The sequence below is a fragment of the Blastopirellula retiformator genome, assembly GCF_007859755.1.
Lineage (GTDB): Bacteria > Planctomycetota > Planctomycetia > Pirellulales > Pirellulaceae > Blastopirellula > Blastopirellula retiformator.
Genome location: NZ_SJPF01000003.1, coordinates 820,161 through 836,839, shown reverse-complemented (window position 1 = coordinate 836,839; position 16,679 = coordinate 820,161). Strand labels below are relative to the sequence as shown.

The following is a 16,679-nucleotide window of genomic DNA, read 5'->3' as shown; positions in this document are numbered from 1 at the left end:
CCGGTCGCAAATCTCTCCCCACAAAATTGTCCATGATACCCGCGTCAGCGTCGATTGGTCGGCGGCTGCGCCTATTCGCCCAACCACTGCAGGAGAGTCGAAATGTCGTCCCGTCGTAGAGATCGAGAAATCCCAACCCAAGTACGCTCCGCGGCAAGACGCGGGGTAATTGTGGTTCTATCCGCTGTGCTGATGATCGTGATGATGGGTTTCATCGCGCTGAGCGTCGACGTCGGTTACATGTTCACGATGCAATCGCAACTCCAGCGTTCGGTAGACGCTGCGGCGCTGGCCGGCGCCGGATCGCTGATCGAAGGCGAAGAAGTCGCCACCGCTAGCGTGCACGAGTATCTGACGCACAATCCGGTCGGTCTCCAATGGAAAGAGTTTACTGACGGCAACACCGCCAGCAACGTCGATCTCTTTCTGAACAAGTATGGCGAAGGGCTCGAACTTTCGATCGGTGAGTGGAACGCCACGACCGAACAAGTTGAACCGGCCGAAGACAGTCCGTCGACCGTCTCTGTTCGCATGTCCTACGAGAACATGCCCTTCTTCTTTGGTCACCTGCTCGGCCGCGACTCGTTTGATATCTCCGCAGAATCGATCGCAACCTATCAAAGCCGCGACATCATGCTGGTGCTCGACTTGTCAGGCTCGATGAACAACGACAGCGAATTCAACGCGATCAACAAGCTCGGCTTTGATCACGTCTACTCCAACGGACAGCAGATGTACGCGGATCTTGGCTATCCGGTTTACGGCGATCTGACGTTTGATCCGCAATATGCGAAAGCGGAAGGTCCCGCGCCCGGCTCCGAAGGTCAGGCACAGACTTCGGTCACCTACCGCGGTCCATCGGCCGTCGTCACGTCGAGCAAGGGAATCAGCAAGATTACGGTCCGGACCAGCAATGGGTACACCTACAATTACTACCCAGGCGGAGCAACCAACTACACGGCCAATCCGAATCGCGAGATCCGCTACGTCAGGGTTACCAGCGGTAAGAACCCAGACAACTCGGACCAAGTCCATTCGTTTGACTTTGACGGCAATCGCGTCTCCACGATTCGCAACGCCCTTGGTCTGAACAACGTCGCCTATCCCTACCCGCAAGGGAGCTGGAACGACTACATCAACTATTGCTTGGGCGCCGGCCAAAACAACAACGCCGGCTATCGCTACCGCTTCGGCTATTTCAACTGGATTAACTATCTGTTGGAACGGCGGTATTCGTACAACGCCACGCCTGACCTGTGGAAAGTGAGCGCTCAGCCGGTGACGGCGGTGAAGAACTCGGTCGACCTGTTTATTCACTTCATGCAGGAAGGGGATGGACGCGATCGGATCGGCTTGGCGGTCTATAACGCCCCCAATGGCGACGGCTTGCTTGAGTCGACGCTGACCGAGAACCTGCCGTTTATCATGGCCCAGTCGCGGCAACGTCAGGCCGGCCACTATCACAACTACACGAACATCGGCGGCGGCATGACCGTCGCCCGTGAAGAGTTGCAAGCTCGCGCCCGGGTCGGCGCCGTGAAGATGATGGTGCTGCTGACCGACGGTCAGGCGAACTGGGTTAACGGCGGAACCAACAGTTCTGGCGCCAAACAGTATGTGCTCGACGAAGCGTATCTCTGTGCGGAGCAAAACATTAAGATCCTGACGATTAGTCTTGGCGCCGGGGCGGACAAGAACCTGATGGATCAAGTCGCCGAGATCACAAAAGGGGTCCATTTCAATGTTCCCGGCGGTCAAACCGTCGAGGAATACACCGATGACCTCACCGAGATCTTCCGCCAGGTAGCTGGCCACCGCCCCCTGAAACTGGTGAAGTAACCCGCACCAGCCCACCTTTCCCGTTTCCTGCCTCGTGTGGACCGCCGCATGGCCCTTGCCGTGCGGCGGTCTTTTCTTTACGCCCCGCCGCAGGCGGCGGGGCCATGGTTGCAATCGCGTCGGGGTTTGATAAGTTTTTCTGAACGGCATTGGGCCCGTATCGCGCTCTAACATTGCGAATGTGCGCTGCCAGGGGCGCCGCCCCCCAACCTTTCCTCCATGCGGCGCCCAGTTCGGGACGCTCCATCCAATCTTCACTTTCGGGAGAAACTACGCATGTCGATGTTCATTGGCGAAGCGCTCGCTGGCAAGGGCAACGAAATCGCTCATATCGATCTCATGATCGGCTCCAAGACGGGCCCCGTTGGCGCCGCGTTCGCCAGCGCTTTGGCGACCCAAACCGCCGGGCACTCGAATCTGCTCGCCGTGCTGGAGCCGAACCTGCTGGTCAAACCGGCCACCGTCACCATCACCAAGGTGACTATTAAGGGCGCCAAGCAAGCGACTCAGATGTTTGGCCCGGCTCAAGCCGCCGTCGCCAAGGCGGTCGCCGATTCGGTCGAAGCCGGCATCATCCCCAAAGATCAGTGCGAAGACTTGGTCATCGTCTGCGGCGTGTTCATTCACTGGGACGCAGCCGACGACAAGAAAATCTTCGACTACAACTACGAAGCGACCAAGCAGTCGATCGCTAACGCCATGGGCGCCAAGCCGACGGTCGACGAAGTTCTGGCCGGTAAAGAAAAAGCGGCCCACCCGTTCCGCGGCTTCTAGTCGCCCAGCGACAAACTCGCTCTTTCGACAACTTCCGAAAACCGTCCTACCGCAGGGCGGTTTTCTTTTTTTAACTACGTAAGTCGCGCTCATGTCCACCGCCAAAGTCTTGTTGCAGCTCGATCCCGATCCGCAAGTCAGCACCTTCGACAGCGTTGTCGCCGTCGACGCCGGCGTCGATCAACTCTTTCGACATGGCGGCGTTACCGCCGATCAGGTTCGCGGACTGGTCTATGGTTTGATCTTCACGCGATCGCCGGCCGAGCTGAAGAACTCGGCGATTTTTGTCGGCGGCGGCGACGTCCCGCAGGCCGAGACCCTGCTGAAAGAAGCCACCAGCAGCTTTTTCGGGCCGATGCGGGTTTCGATCTTGTTTGACCCCAACGGCGCCAACACGACCGCCGCCGCAGCCGTCATCGCCGCCGGCCGCCATCTGCCGCTCGATGGCGCCGAAGCGCTGGTTCTGGCGGGTACCGGCCCAGTCGGTCAACGGGCCGCACGTCTGCTGGCGCGACAAGGGGCTCGCGTCCGAGTCGCTTCGCGCAAACTCGACAAGGCGACGGCAGTCTGTGACGCTCTAAAAGCCGACATCCCCGACGGTACGTTCCTGCCGCTGGCCGTCAGTGACGACGCCGGTCTGGCGGACGCCCTGCAAGGCGCCGCCGTCGTCATCGCCGCCGGAGCCGCCAACGTGCAGTTGGCCAGCGAACCGTCGCTGCGCAGCGCGAGTGACTTGAAGGTGCTGATCGACCTGAATGCCGCCCCACCGGTTGGCTTGGAAGGAGTCGATCCGATGGACAAAGCGAAAGAGCGGGACGGCCGGATCTGCTACGGCGCCATTGGCGTTGGCGGGACCAAGATGAAGATCCACAAGCAGGCGCTGGTCCGAATCTTTGAGCAGAACGATCTCGTCCTGAACGCGGAAGAGATCTACGAGATCGGCTGCGGCCTGGAATAGCGTTACAGCGAAATAATCCGCACGACCGCTATCACGCGAGCAAGCGGTCGAAAAAGGGGACCACCAGGCGATCCCTGGTCAGTCCAGCAGCGCCGAAATGCCGATGCTACGCGAAAGAGTCGCAGCGGTGCGACAATTCCTTTTGCAGCAGGGCCCCGTTCTATGATCCGTATATTGTTGGCGTCGCTGACGCTTTGCCTGGCCATGGCGACGATCGCCGAGGCCGCTCCGCCGTCGTACTTGATTCTGACGCCGCAAAAGTCGAACGCCGCTCCCTTCTATGGCCACTACTACCACGGCTGGGGCTACTCGGTCAGCACGCCTGCTTACAGCTACGGCTACTTCGGCGCCTGCTCAGCCCGCGACACCTGGTCGGGACATACCGGGTACCACAACGAATACTTCGAGTGGCGAACTTACTAGAGCGGTTTTCTTCAATCTTTAGCGTTCTGGCTGGTTGCGGCCGCGCTGGTCGGCGTTGACCAGCTTGCCTCACCAACGCCAGAAACGCTACAGCTATCAGAAAAACGCTCGAACTCCCCTTTGCAAAAAGCCCTCCTGGCTTTTTGCAAACTCGCCAAGTTCAGAGCGTAGCTCTTCACGGCTCGCAAAATAACGACTGACGTCGCCATTTTGGGATCGCATCTCCCTGCGGTCCGTCAGCCCGTCGAGAATATCAACGGACTGCTAACGAGCGTAACCGATGAAGAAGCTGAAGACCTGCGTACGGTCGCTGTCAGCTTTGTTGACCGGGAAGGCGAAGTCGAGCGCGATCGGAGCTTGACCAAGAGCCGGCACCGAAATGCGAAGTCCGAAACCAGGCGCAATGTCAAACTCGTCCCACGGTAGCTTCACCGACTCTTGAACGGTACCGACGTCGGTGAAGATCACCCCTTTCAGCATGTCGTCCGCCGTGATCGGAAACATATATTCCACCGACCCCAGTACGCGGAACGGACCACCGGTATAGACGCCCCCTTGGACAGGACCGATGCCGCGGAAATCGAAACCACGCAAGGTCGAGTAACCGCCCGCAAAGTAGTTCTCAAAGATCGGCGTATCCGATCCGGAGAACCCGGCCCGGCCCGAGAAGCCAAGCGTATGGCGGCCAGAACCGTCGGCGCGTTCTCGCAGCAGGAAGTAGCGACGCATGTCGACTTCGGCTCGCGGGAAGCTGAAAGTGCCGAACGCTTGTTCAAAGCTGAATTCGACCAGGTGCCCTTCGGTCGGAGCGAACGGCTGGTCGCGCGTATCGTGCGTCACCGTCAGCTGACCGCTGAACAGGTCGTGGCTGCCGATCGCTTCGTTCAGATCGGCCGAGGCGTTAGTGCTCGGATCCGAGATATCGACGTTTTCCAATCGCAGATTGGCGCCGACCGACAAGTCGGGAGTCAGGCGATAACCAAAGCCGATCCGGCCGCCAACGCGGTTTTCGTTCCAGTCGCGGTAGATGCGGTCAAAGTAGTAACCGCTCAGGTTCATGCTGATGTTCGTGCGGAACAGGTACGGCTCGGTGAAGGTCGCCATGTAGCGCTGCACCTGGGTACCTGGCAAAGCTTCCAATCGGAACCCCTGCCCTGCCCCGCGGAAGGCGCGGCCATTCCAGACGTCGTCCCAGCTGGTCGGCACCGCCGCGTAGTCGAAGTTGCGTTCGTCGACGACGATTGAGCCAGTCACGCCCGCATCCGAGTTGACTCCGACGCCAAACTGAAAGCGACCGGTTTGCGCCTCTTGGGCGTTCACCAGAATGTCGGCCGTGCGGCCCGGCAAGAATGGTTGGCGGCCCGGGTCATAGACCGGGTCGGGCCCATAGATCTGATCGGGGCCAAGCGGCGGATTGTAAATCGGCGCGCCACCCAAAGGGCGACCGACCGAGGCCGGCGGCGGCAATGTCGGCGCCTGGACGTAGCCGTTGGCGACCGCCTGATCATAAGCGTTCGGATCGTAGGTTGGGGCGCCGACGACCGTCGATTGCGGCGCAGCGACTTGTCCGGCGACCGAAGCTTGCGGAAGCGGCGGAGCCGTATATTGAGCCTGTTGAATCGGCGCGCCCGAGGCAGGCATTCCGCCGCGGTATTGGTTGGCGTTGCCCGGCGACGTTTGCCGCGTCGCGCTGTTGTCGGCGGGAAGTGCGGCGTCTTGCGCACGAACGATCGGCGGTTTGCCGACGGCGACCACAGAACGGTCCGCCCCAGGGCCCGTCGAAAACGTCGAGGGAATCGCCGCGACCTGTGCGCCCGGAGTGGTGCAGCCAACGGCCGCAAACAGGGCCGATAGCAGCGCCAGGCTTGTAAGTTTCCAGCTATCTCGCACGAAGGAATCCTTCTCGACCGGGGGGGGAGGTCGCCAATATCAATGTCGCAAGCTTCAAGGTTACCAAGGCGCCGCGGCAGGGTTTGCCGAGTACCGAGACGGACGCAGGTTTTCCGGAGCAATCCGCTGCCCCATCTGCACGGCCGGCATCCGCGGCTGAGACATCTGAGGCTGACCATGGTAGGCCGGTTGAACCGCTGGTCCCGGGCTTTGTCCGCGATACGTCGGAGACTGCTCGCCGCCACGTTTGTCGGCGATGTCGCTAACTTCCGGCGGTTTCACTTGAATCGTCGGCTTGATGCCGCGGTGCGGTTCGTTGACGAACAGCTGCGACGAGACCAAACGGCGTTCGCTATCGCGAATCTTGCGGATGTCGATAATGTCGCCCGGCACTAGGTCCAAACGATTCAAGACGACGTCGCGCTGCGTGTGCGGGTACTCGCCATCGATGTTCACATCGATGCGGCCAACGCGATACTGCTCTCCTTCGCGAATGTCGTAAACCAGGTCAATCTGACCCGGCTCTTCCAAAAAGCGAGGTTCGGCTTGCACGTCCGCGTGGATGTATCCCTGGGCGCCATATAGGTCGGTCAGCGCCGCGAGGTCTGAGTTCATTTTCTTTTGGTCGAAGTACTGCCCCTGCAGCAGCTTCACCTGGGTCCCAAGTTGGTCTTCGGTGAACTTGGTCTGCCCAACGAACGACACGTTACGCACTTCGTACCGCATCCCCTCGTCCACGACGAACGTGATGTCGACCCACAGTCCCGATTCCGAGTACTCCATGATCCGGTTGATCTGAGCCTGGAAGTAGCCAAGCCCGCGGTAGTACGAAGTCAACGCTTCGACGTCCGCTTCGACCTGGTCCATGTCGACTTTGCCCCGGATGTAATAGAGGAAGCCAGGCTTCGATTTGACTTGCGTCTTCAAGCGGCCGTCGCTGGCGATGGTATTGCCGACGAAACTGGTCGACAGGACGCGGGCCAGCGGACCTTCATGCACCATGAAGGCAACGCCGGTATCGTCCTGCTCTAGGCCTTCGGCGATCGTGACCGTCGCCATGCCATGCCCGCGGGTTCGATAGTATTCTTCGATGCGACGGCGAGCGTCTTCGACGACAAACCGATTAAGGGCGCCGCCGACTTCCAGCCCTGATTTTTTTAGCAGGGCCTTTTCGGTCGCCGACTCGTTGCCAAGGAACTTGACGTAGCGAATCGACGGCCGCTCAAACACCTGGAACGTCACGACGACGCCTTGCGCTGATTGTTGCGTCAAGATCTTGACGTCGCGAAACAGTCCTGATTCGGCCAATTTGCGGACATCGGACTGGATCATTTCTGGATCGAATTCGCGATCCGCACGAGAGCGAATCATCGAGCGAATCTTCGCTTCCTGCGTGCTGTTGTTGCCGGTGATTCGCAGATCGACGATCAACGGTCGCGTCGGAATGGCGCCTGGTTCGGCAGGCGGCGGCGTCAACAGAGCCGGATCAAAGCTGCGAGGATCAAGACCTTGGGCGAGACTGGTTTCGCAACTTGCGACAAGCAGCGAAAGACCGCACCCGATGCTGAGTGCGAAAGCGGCTATTAGGCGGCAATTTAACACAATATCGTCCTTGAATTCTGGCCCACCGCGCGATCCGTGCGCGGCGTTAGGCGCTATAGCCTAAGTAAGCGGTTGGGTAGAGATACTGAATGAGCGACGCCAGGGCAATACGGATTCGGCTCTGTTTGCGCAACTATCAGCAATGCGATACGATACGCGACGGTTGTCGAATCGGTTCGACATGTTTCGACGCTAGAAGTGCTAGCGATCCGAGAACTCGCTCCATACGCCGGCAATCCGTCGTTGATGCGGCAGAAACGACGCCTTGTAGTTCATGTGGGGCGACTCCGCGATGTAGAAACCAAGGTATAGATAGCGGCGATCGGTCTCGCGACAAAATTCCCACTGCTTCAAGACGGAATAGGTTCCCAGCGACAAACCGCTCTCACTCGGGTCGTAGCAACAGTAAACCGCGGAAAGCGAATCATCCCCCAGGTCGGCCGTCGCCGCCGCCACCAAACGATTCTCCAAATAGTAGCCGAACTCGACCGTCTCGCAGCAGGACTGCACCAGGAACTCGTGATACTGCTGGGCGCTGATCGCCCCCTGGTTCTCGTCGGCCAAACCTCGCTCTGACTTATGTAGGTTGTAGATGCGAGCATGCTCGTCGTCGGCGATCGGCGCACCCACGCTCATCCTCAGCCGGGCGTCCCCTTTTGCTAGCACGCGTCGATGGCGACGTCGCGGCTCAAACTTTTTCACGTCGAGCCGAATCGGCTCACACGCCCGACAAGCGCGACAGCAGACATGATAGAGATAAACGCCAGCCCGCCGCGCGCCCTGCGAGAGCGCCAGATCAAGGTCGCCGCCCGACATCGCAGTCAACGGATAGTAGAGCGGCAGCCGGGCCTGACGTCCCGGTAAATAGGGGCACCGCTCTTCGTGATCCCAAACCTTGAATCCGAGGATCTGATCCATGCCGGCGCTCGTGGTTCGCCTTCGCCGAATGATTCGGCTTAAAATTCGCCCCCGCCGTTGAAGGCGGAGAAATCGTCCGGCTCGCGCTCGAACGCGTTTTCAAAGCGGGTAAAGTCTCGGAGCCAGGTCAGTTGCACTTCGCCCACCGGCCCATTACGCTGTTTGCCGATAATGATTTCGGCCTTGCCGGCGAACTGATCGCGTTCCTCTCCATGATGATAGTATTCTTCGCGGTGCACGAACATCACAACGTCGGCATCTTGTTCGATCGCCCCCGATTCGCGGAGGTGACTCAACTTCGGCCGGTTGTCCTTCGAAGCTTCCGCTTGGCGATTCAGCTGCGCCAGGCACAAGATCGGCACGTCCATTTCACGCGCCATCCCCTTCAAACGTCGGGCGATCTTGGCGACCTGTTCCTGACGAGGATCGCTCGAATTGTCCGGCTCAATCAGCTGCAAATAGTCGATCACAATCAAGCCCAACCGTCCGTGACGCCGCTTAATGCGCCGGGCGCCGGCCGCGATCTGCGACACCGTCCGCGAGGGGGAGTCGTCGACGAACAGCGGCGACTCGGCGACCAGGGCTGATTTCTCAACCAACCGGCGGCGATCCTCTTGCGAGATCGTCCCATTTCGCAGGCGATGACCGTTAACCTTTGCAACCGAACAGAGCAAACGATCGCAAAGTTCAATCGCTCCCATTTCAAGGCTGATAAACAGCACCGGCGTCTTGTCATTCACCGCGACGTTTTCGGCGATGTTCATCGCGAACGCCGTTTTTCCCATCGACGGACGAGCCGCCAGAATCAGCAGTTCCGAGCCATGGAACCCGCCGGTCATGCCGTCGAGATCGGTGTAGCCAGTTGCGACGCCATCTTCCAGGTGTTCGCCGCGAAGTCGAGCGTCGATACGCTCCATCGACGCGGTGACGATGTCGCTCATGTTCGCCATCGAGGTCGAACTGCGGGTATCGGTGATCGCAAAGATCTTTTCTTCCGCCCGGCTCACTAGGCGATCTGACTTGTCGTTCTCCTCATAGGCGTCGCGGAGGATATCGGTCGCGGCCCCAATGAGATTGCGGTTGATCGCCTTGGCGGCGACGATTTGGGCGTAGTGCTCGGCGTGAGCGGCATTGGGGACGCTATTGAGCACCTTGGCCAAGTAGGCGGCGCCGCCGATGAACTCGTAGTCGCCGTCCGCTTTCAGTTGCTCGGCCAACAGCGTCAGGTCGATCTTGCGACCGCTGTCGTGCAAACGAACCATATGTTCGTACAGCTTCTTATTGCCCTCGTCGTAGAAGTCGTCGGGGCGGACGATCATTACCACTTCGTCGGCGCAATCGGGCAGCAGGAAGATGCTGCCAAGCACTCCCATTTCCGCTTCCAGGTTGCACGGCGGCTGCCGATCGAAAATCTCGCTGGCTGGCGGCTTATCGCGATCCGCCCTATCGACGCGGTTGAATTTCGTCTTCATGAGAACCTTCCCTGATATAACTCGTCGATCCGGCGCGACCAATCGTCGCGGGATCAATCATACTTGGGCGATCTTCGTCGGCAATCAAGCGACGGAAAGAGCCGACCAAGTCGCGTCGTAAGTCGAACGGGCGCAATGTCCAGACGCTAGCGACCTGCGCGTGGAAAAACTGTCGAAAAAAAGAGCCGTCCTTTGCGGGACGGCTCTTGATGAATCGCTTCTTCGGCTCGACGGATCGCCCTATCGGCAACTATTCGTCGCCGGTGACGGTCGGAACGACCCACACCTTCAATTCCGATTCGATTTCGGCGTGCAGGTGGATCTTGACCGTGTAGAGGCCGAGTTCCTTCAGCGGGCCTTCCAGGCGAACCTGATCGGCGGTAATCGTGAAGTTCTGCTCCTTCAAAGCCGAAACGATTTCGGCCGGACCGACGCTGCCGTAGAGGTGGCCTTCGTCGTTGGCGTTCGCTTCGATCGTGACGCTCTGGCGGTTCAGCAGGTCAGCGATGGCGCGAAGACCGGCCAGACGCGACTTTTCGATCTCCAACAGCTTGGCGCGGTGCTTCTCGACCATCCGCTTGTGGTGCGGGGTGGCGATCGTCGCCAAGCCTTGCGGAATCAGGTAGTTGTTGGCGTAGCCCGGACGGACTTCGACAACGTCGCCTTGCTTGCCCAGGTGGTCCACCGATTGGATCAGCAGCAATTCGATACCGCCGTGCTTCCCTTTGGGGAGACGCTTCCAAACACGTTCGCTATGCTTTTCGGCACGAATGCTCGCCATGATCGAAGTTCCTCTTGCTTGTCACTTTGCCCGGCGAACCGCGTTCGGGGCGTCTGTACGTTGAATGTAAGGTTGATTTGTCGTGATTTAGAACGGGATGTCGTCCGACGAACCGCCGAACGAATCGTAATCGTCGCCGCCGCCGTAGCTGTCTCCGCCGCCGCCGCCACCACCACCGCCGCCACGATTGGGCGCCGATTGTTGCGGTTGACGACGTTGACCGCCGCCGCCCGCGGGACCGCCTTGTCCGCCGCCGCTACGGCCGCCGAGCATCTGCATCTTTTCACCAACGACGCGAAGCTTCGATCGCTTTTGTCCGTCGGTTTCCCAACTGTCGAGCTTCAAGCGTCCCTCGACCAACACTGGTGAGCCTTTGCTGAGGTATTCGCCAGCGATCTCCGCCGTCCGGCCCCAGAGCGTCACGTCGACAAACGTCGTTTCGTCGATCCATTCGCCCGATGCGGTCTTGCGGCGATCGTTAACGGCCAACCCGATTTCGGCGACGGCCGATCCGCTCTGGATATAGCGAACTTCGATGTCGCGGGTCAGGTTGCCGACCAGAATCACCCGGTTGTAACTCGCCATGTGTTGATCTCCCTTGTACTTTGTTGGCCGTCAACGCCACTCACCAGTGAACGTTTGTCAACCAACAGCCTACCAAATTGGCGCGCCTCGTGCGACTTACCGTCTTGCAAAAAGCGGGACTTATTCGCCTTCGGCCGCAGCGCCAGCCGCAGCCGGTTCGCCTTCGCCAGCTTCTTCGCCTTCGGGCGCCGCTTCCGCTTCGCCGGTGGCGTGGGCGATCAACATTTCGCTGATCCGCGGATCATGCTTCACAAACATGAAGCGGACGAAGTTGTCGTTGATGTTGCACTGGTAGGTCAGCTCGGTCAGCTTGGTGCTTTCCAGGCTGAAATAGGTCAGCCAGTAGGTACCCTTGCGATGACCGTTGATCGGGTAGGCCAGACGTTGCTCGACCCACATCCGGCTCACCAAGAGTTCGCCGCCGAGTTTCTCGACATATTCCTGAATCTGGCCAGCGACGCCGCCCGGATCGCGGGCATAGCGGTTGGAATCCAGGATAAACAGCCCTTCATAAACGTTGGCCGCCAAGGTCGATCTCCTAAACGTAATTTGAGTTGTTGCTAACCGAAGTCGGCGTTAGTTGTATTGGTTCATGCAGTATGTGAGGTCGTGAGCGATCCAATCCGCTATCGCGTTTTTGGCGCGATCGAGCGTAAAGTCGATCTCGGCCCGCTCTTGGGGAGCAAATTTCCCCAGGACGAAATTGGAAACGTCTCGTCCTTGGGGCAACGGCCCAATGCCAATCCGTAACCGGGGCACTTCGTCCGTCCCCAATTTGCGAAGAATGTCAGCCAGACCTTTTTGGCCGCCGGCCGAACCTCCGCCGCGAAACCTCAGCGTGCCGACGGGCAAGTTGAAGTCATCGCAAACGACCAGCACCGACTCGCAGGGCGTCTTGAAAAAATCAAAGGCGGCCCGGACGCTTGTCCCGCTGTTGTTCATATAGGTGTGAGGATAGAGAAGAACCATCTTCTCCGTTCCCACGCCAAGTTCGACGATGTTTCCGTTGAACTTGGCTCTTGGCGTAACCCCAGAGTCGGCGGCGATCCGATCGAGCGCCTCAAATCCGACGTTATGCCGTGTCTTATCGTATTTAGGCCCGGGATTCCCCAGCCCCACAATCAATTTCATGCCTCGCCCAGACTCGGCTTGCCAGCCAGCTTAGCGATAAAAGTCGATGTGTTGGACTTCCAGGCCGTAGGTGTCCCACTGGATGTCGCGCATTACCACGGCGCCGGTGGCGTCGCCAGCCAGTTCAACGTTCTTCACCTTGTGGCGAACGATCGCGGCAAATTCTTCGGCACACACTTCCAGCGAAACCGACTCTTGTCCGTTGCCGTACAGTACGGCCGGGATCTTGCCAGCGTTACGCAGGCGACGGTTGTTAAGCTTGCCCGTCAGCTCACGCTTTTTAACGTTCAGCACTTCGGCCATCGGAACCCTCGAAACTCGATAGTCTTGTATGGATGTTCCGCCGAATTGAACAGCCTCGGCGGAGTCAGTTGCTTCTCTTGCGACTCTGGGGAGAATCGGAAACAGGTTATTTTGCCAGATGTTTTGGGGTTTACAAGCCCAAACAAGCCGTCCGCGTGGGAAATCGCAGCCAGGCCGCTGGCTTGCCCCTTTCGCCCCTAAGTGGTTACCACACCGCAGGATAAGGGCGAAACCCGGACTTTCCGGCTACTTTTTTCAAAACTTTGCTCCCCGAGCGTCGGTTCATTTGCCAAGAACCATAGGCGTGGATACGCTAGATGAGAAGCGCCGAATCGTTACACCACATTGAGGGGGATTCTGTTGAGCCGACGCGGCCGAGCAGGCTTTACGCTGGTCGAGCTTTTGGTCGTGATCGCGATCATTGCGATCCTGATTGCGCTGCTGCTGCCGGCCGTCCAAATGGCTCGCGAAGCGGCGCGACGGATGCAGTGCACCAACCAGCTGAAACAAATCGGCTTGGCCTGGCACAATCACCACGATACCTTCCGCTTTCTGCCGACCGGCGGCTATACCGCCAACGTCCACCCGACCTTTACTGGCGGCCGCCCGGAAGTGGGCGAGCGCCAGGCGGCAGGTTGGGCGTTTCAGATCCTTCCCTATCTCGAGCAGCAAGCGATTCACCAAGGCGCCGGTGGAACGACCACTTTGGAGCAATCCTCCAACGCCATCGCCGGCGTCATCCCCGGCTACTACTGCCCTTCCCGCCGATCCCCCTACGCCAAGTCGGAAACTAACGACTGGTTCTGCCGAGTCGACGCCGCCGGCAACTATCTGCCGCGGTCTTTCGCCAAGCAGGAGCATGGCCTAGTCGACTACGCCGCCGCCAATGCCGAAGGAACTGGCGTGTTGGCCCGGCCCTGGTCGGGAACGTTCAGTTGCTCGTCGTCGATGATGCCCAGCGTCAAGCGAACGCTGCTACGAATGGGAGACGCGACCGACGGCACCTCCAATACGCTGGTCGCCGCCGAAAAGAAGGCGAATCGCTCGATTGTCGCCAGCCCATCGGATCGCGAACAAGGAGACAGCGCCGGCTATGTTTCGGGCTGGGACGGCTCGGGGTCATCACTCACGTTCGATACGGTTCGGTCAACGACGCTTGATCCGCGGCCCGACGAACTCGACACCGATGGCCAGCAGCGTTTCGGCTCGTCCCATCCCGGCGGATTCACGTCGCTACTGCTCGACGGCAGCGTCCGCTTTCTCCCCTTCACGATCGACATGGACGCCTTCGCGAATCTAGGCAATCGCAGCGACGGCAACCCGGTTTCGCTCGATTAGAGCGGTTTTCCTCCATCTGTATCGTTGTGGCTGGTTGCGGCCGCGCTGGTCGGCGTTGACCTGCATCGACGAATCTTGAGGATTCGCCTGCTTCGGTCGCCTTGACCAGCTTGCCTCACCAAAGCCAGAAACACTACAGCTATCAGAAAAACGCTCTAGTCCGCTGCCGGCCGCCGATTCACGAAGCATAGCCTGCGCGATCGTCCGATCAATCGCTCTCGCCGTGGCGGAGTCTCCACGCTGGGTTCGATCGTTGCTGATAAATTGCGGACGCTTTTCGCTGGCTCGCGCTGCGGGCTACTATTGGGCTCGCGTAGCGCAAAAAAAGAGCGCCGCCCAGATGGACGACGCTCCGAATCGCATTGACATTCACGCTATGACGCGTGGAAGTTACTCCCGCATGCGGCCGCGTCTGCGACCGCCGCCTTCCATTCCTTCCGGCCCTTCGCCACCATAGCCATACGGATCGTCGCCAGAGCTTCGTCGTTTCTTGACCTCCGGCGGCGTGAAGTCGAACAGGGCAAAGTCGGTTCGATCCTTCAGCTCCTTATGAATCTTGATGTTGCCCCGGGCGTCCATCACCAGGATCTCGCCAGGGCTAACCAGAGCCTCGTTCACGGCAGGGTCACGATATCTCCCCGGCAGCCCTTCGCCGCCACGGATATCGAGCACCACCGCGCTGGTGTTCAGCTGGTAGTCTTCTTCCTTGTCGAACATCAGCGTGCCTGGATTGAGCACCCACATGTCCTCTTCTTCGTTGACCGAGTCGCCCCGTTCGAGCGTCAGTTTCTTGGAAGCCAAGATCCCTTCCGCTTCGTCCCACGCGACGCCCAGCACGGTCGCCTTCGCATCGCGTTTGCTCATCAGCACGCCGCCTTGCGAGCGGGCTTCGCGCCCCGCAGCCACGCTTCCGGCAATCACGGACGTATCAATCGGCGTCTTCACCACCGGGCTAGGTTCCGAGTACTCGGTTTCCAGACGCGAAGCCTTGCTCAGCTTGACCGGGTCATTGCCCGCTTCCTGCTTCTTGAGCGCGACGCGTTCCAATGTTTCGCGGCTCAAGGTCATCGAAGCCGGGGCCAACCCCTGGCCTTGGCCGCCGGGCATACCTGCCATTTGACCGCCTCGGCCAGCTCCCTGCGGAATAGCGGGATTGTTCGGGTCTTCCAGCCAGAGATTGACCTGATATTGGTATTCGGTGTTCGGCTTCACGGTGATGTCGTAGAAGCGGAACATTTTCTCTTTCGAGTAGCCGGCCGTCGCGCCGCCCATGCCGCCCCCTTCATACATCATGCCGCCGCCGGGCATTCCGCCGCCACGACCAGTGCGGCCTCCACGCCCCGGACGCCCGCCGGGCATCATTCCGCCGCCAGGCCCCATCATGCCGGGGTATCCGCCCCCTTCTCCCATGCCAGGCATGCCCATTCCGCCGGGGCCGCCGGTACCAAAACCGCCCGGCATGAAGGTGGAGTCCGCGGTAATCTCCGGAATTTGCGGTTGCACCGGCTTACCATCCTCCGTCTCCATCCCAGCCATACCGGGATAGCCGCCGCCGGGCATGCCAGGATAGCCTTCGCCATTCATCCCGTTCTGCATCGGCGACCATTTCGGCACTTCCGAGTGCCGAGCATAATCGGCCGGATCGACCAACAGCATCGGGGCGATCGGAAAGGTGAGCAGCGGGTGGGCGTATTCCGGCGGAATCACTTCCTCAGGACGGAAGGCCCATTTCATCGCATCGGCGAACGCCATCTGGGGAACCAGATCTTTGTATTCGCTCCACGTGCCGTCGGGCAGCCGTTCGCGGCGACGAACGCCAAAACCGATGTACTTCGGCACATCACGCTGCGGATCATATCCAGTCGCATCCAGCAGCGCCGCATCATATTCATCCCACTGCTTTTCGAGCGGAATCTTGCCGACCAGCGCCACAAAGTTTTTCCATTCGATCCGAGTCCCCGCGGTCGCGCGAGCCGGGCCAAATCGCTTCTGCTGCTCCGGAGTCATGACCGGCGGCGGATCTTTCTGCTGCGGCCCGCCCGGTCCGCCATAGCCCATTCCTGGGAAGCCGCCTTCTCCGCCATAGCCGCCGGGATAGGCCCCTTCCATCATTCCAGAACCGGCCCCTCCGCCGGCAAAAGCGTTGCCCAATCGCTGGTCGTCATAGACGAAAGGTGCGCCCCCGGGGATCGCCTCCAGATTCTCCAGCGCCAGGATCTTCGGATCGGTGCGCTTCTGAATCGACTGATACATCGGCGGGCCAAATTCGGACATCGCGGCATAGTTGCTGATGTTGATCGGGTTTTGGGCATGCTCGGCCCGCTGTTCGTAGATCGGCTCGGTCCAGCGTTTCTTTTCGACCGGCGACCATTCCGATTCGTTAATGTTGGCGCTGGCGCGATCGGCGACTTGCTTGACTTGGTCCGGCGTAACGGTGATACCTTCGCGCTGCGCGCCGAAGTAGATAAACGTCACGACCAACAACACCGCGATGGCGAAGACGATCTTTTCAACGTGCAAGATCAACTTCGATTTCATGCCGCCGTTTTGTAAGTCTAGCTTCTGCATGTCGTAGTTCCCTCACCTTTATGGGAAGCAGCTTCCCGCATGTTCCGTAATTTGTCGCTCGCCACGTGGGCGCGTGTTCTCTGTTCCAATCCAAGCG

15 protein-coding genes are annotated in these 16,679 nt (G+C 59.6%); 5 read left to right on the top strand and 10 right to left on the bottom strand.

The window, feature by feature from the left end; genetic code table 11:
* The first annotated feature begins 171 nt into the window (after nucleotides 1-171).
* From Enr8_RS15215 to Enr8_RS15200, 4 genes are all read left to right on the top strand, one after another.
* A complete protein-coding gene (locus tag Enr8_RS15215) occupies nucleotides 172-1,839 on the top strand; it encodes a VWA domain-containing protein (protein ID WP_186767672.1) in 1,668 nt (555 codons plus the stop codon).
* Nucleotides 1,840-2,115: 276 nt separating this feature from the next.
* Nucleotides 2,116-2,613, top strand: a complete 498-nt coding sequence (fae, locus tag Enr8_RS15210; RefSeq protein ID WP_146432992.1) for a formaldehyde-activating enzyme — start codon at nucleotides 2,116-2,118, stop codon at nucleotides 2,611-2,613.
* 91 nt (nucleotides 2,614-2,704) lie between these two features.
* Complete coding sequence (locus tag Enr8_RS15205) at nucleotides 2,705-3,571, top strand: NAD(P)-dependent methylenetetrahydromethanopterin dehydrogenase (protein WP_146432990.1); 867 nt, start codon at nucleotides 2,705-2,707, stop codon at nucleotides 3,569-3,571.
* Nucleotides 3,572-3,733: 162 nt separating this feature from the next.
* Complete coding sequence (locus Enr8_RS15200; protein ID WP_146432988.1) at nucleotides 3,734-3,994, top strand: hypothetical protein; 261 nt, start codon at nucleotides 3,734-3,736, stop codon at nucleotides 3,992-3,994.
* A 264-nt stretch (nucleotides 3,995-4,258) separates the two neighbouring features.
* Here the strand turns inward: Enr8_RS15200 and Enr8_RS15195 are convergent, their stop codons facing one another.
* From Enr8_RS15195 to Enr8_RS15155, 9 genes are all read right to left on the bottom strand, one after another.
* Entirely contained in the window at nucleotides 4,259-5,884 is a 1,626-nt protein-coding gene (locus tag Enr8_RS15195; RefSeq protein WP_146432986.1) for a BamA/OMP85 family outer membrane protein, read from the bottom strand.
* A 60-nt stretch (nucleotides 5,885-5,944) separates the two neighbouring features.
* Complete coding sequence (locus Enr8_RS15190; protein ID WP_146432984.1) at nucleotides 5,945-7,486, bottom strand: BamA/OMP85 family outer membrane protein; 1,542 nt, start codon at nucleotides 7,484-7,486, stop codon at nucleotides 5,945-5,947.
* Nucleotides 7,487-7,687: 201 nt separating this feature from the next.
* Complete coding sequence (locus Enr8_RS15185) at nucleotides 7,688-8,404, bottom strand: arginyltransferase (RefSeq protein WP_146432982.1); 717 nt, start codon at nucleotides 8,402-8,404, stop codon at nucleotides 7,688-7,690.
* Between the two features lie 38 nt (nucleotides 8,405-8,442).
* The gene (gene dnaB / locus Enr8_RS15180) at nucleotides 8,443-9,876 is read right to left on the bottom strand and encodes a replicative DNA helicase (RefSeq protein WP_146432980.1); all 1,434 of its coding nucleotides are present in this window, start codon (nucleotides 9,874-9,876) and stop codon (nucleotides 8,443-8,445) included.
* 250 nt (nucleotides 9,877-10,126) lie between these two features.
* Nucleotides 10,127-10,657, bottom strand: coding sequence for a 50S ribosomal protein L9 (rplI, locus tag Enr8_RS15175; protein ID WP_146432978.1), 531 nt, complete (start codon nucleotides 10,655-10,657; stop codon nucleotides 10,127-10,129).
* Nucleotides 10,658-10,744: 87 nt separating this feature from the next.
* On the bottom strand, nucleotides 10,745-11,242 hold the full coding sequence (ssb, locus tag Enr8_RS15170) for a single-stranded DNA-binding protein (RefSeq protein WP_146432976.1): 498 nt from the start codon (nucleotides 11,240-11,242) through the stop codon (nucleotides 10,745-10,747).
* 120 nt (nucleotides 11,243-11,362) lie between these two features.
* Complete coding sequence (gene rpsF, locus Enr8_RS15165) at nucleotides 11,363-11,770, bottom strand: 30S ribosomal protein S6 (RefSeq protein ID WP_146432974.1); 408 nt, start codon at nucleotides 11,768-11,770, stop codon at nucleotides 11,363-11,365.
* A gap of 48 nt (nucleotides 11,771-11,818) precedes the next feature.
* On the bottom strand, nucleotides 11,819-12,373 hold the full coding sequence (gene pth, locus Enr8_RS15160; protein ID WP_146432972.1) for an aminoacyl-tRNA hydrolase: 555 nt from the start codon (nucleotides 12,371-12,373) through the stop codon (nucleotides 11,819-11,821).
* A gap of 30 nt (nucleotides 12,374-12,403) precedes the next feature.
* Complete coding sequence (locus tag Enr8_RS15155) at nucleotides 12,404-12,676, bottom strand: hypothetical protein (protein ID WP_146432970.1); 273 nt, start codon at nucleotides 12,674-12,676, stop codon at nucleotides 12,404-12,406.
* A 360-nt stretch (nucleotides 12,677-13,036) separates the two neighbouring features.
* Between Enr8_RS15155 and Enr8_RS15150 the strand changes: the two genes are divergently transcribed.
* A complete protein-coding gene (locus Enr8_RS15150; RefSeq protein WP_146432968.1) occupies nucleotides 13,037-14,014 on the top strand; it encodes a DUF1559 domain-containing protein in 978 nt (325 codons plus the stop codon).
* Between the two features lie 390 nt (nucleotides 14,015-14,404).
* On the opposite strand, the gene Enr8_RS15145 is transcribed toward Enr8_RS15150, so the two are convergent.
* Nucleotides 14,405-16,582 carry a hypothetical protein gene (locus Enr8_RS15145; protein WP_146432966.1) on the bottom strand — a complete coding sequence of 726 codons (2,178 nt, stop codon included), beginning with the start codon at nucleotides 16,580-16,582 and terminating at the stop codon, nucleotides 14,405-14,407.
* Nucleotides 16,583-16,679 lie beyond the last annotated feature (97 nt).

What these genes read in the sequence shown, in the direction of transcription:
- fae (WP_146432992.1), top strand. Translation starts at nt 2,116, where the DNA reads ATGTCGATGTTCATTGGCGAAGCGCTCGCTGGCAAGGGCAACGAAATC.
- Enr8_RS15205 (WP_146432990.1), top strand. Translation starts at nt 2,705, where the DNA reads ATGTCCACCGCCAAAGTCTTGTTGCAGCTCGATCCCGATCCGCAAGTC.
- Enr8_RS15200 (WP_146432988.1), top strand. Translation starts at nt 3,734, where the DNA reads ATGATCCGTATATTGTTGGCGTCGCTGACGCTTTGCCTGGCCATGGCG.
- Enr8_RS15185 (WP_146432982.1), bottom strand. Translation starts at nt 8,404, where the DNA reads ATGGATCAGATCCTCGGATTCAAGGTTTGGGATCACGAAGAGCGGTGC.
- dnaB (WP_146432980.1), bottom strand. Translation starts at nt 9,876, where the DNA reads ATGAAGACGAAATTCAACCGCGTCGATAGGGCGGATCGCGATAAGCCG.
- rplI (WP_146432978.1), bottom strand. Translation starts at nt 10,657, where the DNA reads ATGGCGAGCATTCGTGCCGAAAAGCATAGCGAACGTGTTTGGAAGCGT.
- ssb (WP_146432976.1), bottom strand. Translation starts at nt 11,242, where the DNA reads ATGGCGAGTTACAACCGGGTGATTCTGGTCGGCAACCTGACCCGCGAC.
- pth (WP_146432972.1), bottom strand. Translation starts at nt 12,373, where the DNA reads ATGAAATTGATTGTGGGGCTGGGGAATCCCGGGCCTAAATACGATAAG.
- Enr8_RS15155 (WP_146432970.1), bottom strand. Translation starts at nt 12,676, where the DNA reads ATGGCCGAAGTGCTGAACGTTAAAAAGCGTGAGCTGACGGGCAAGCTT.
- Enr8_RS15145 (WP_146432966.1), bottom strand. Translation starts at nt 16,582, where the DNA reads ATGCAGAAGCTAGACTTACAAAACGGCGGCATGAAATCGAAGTTGATC.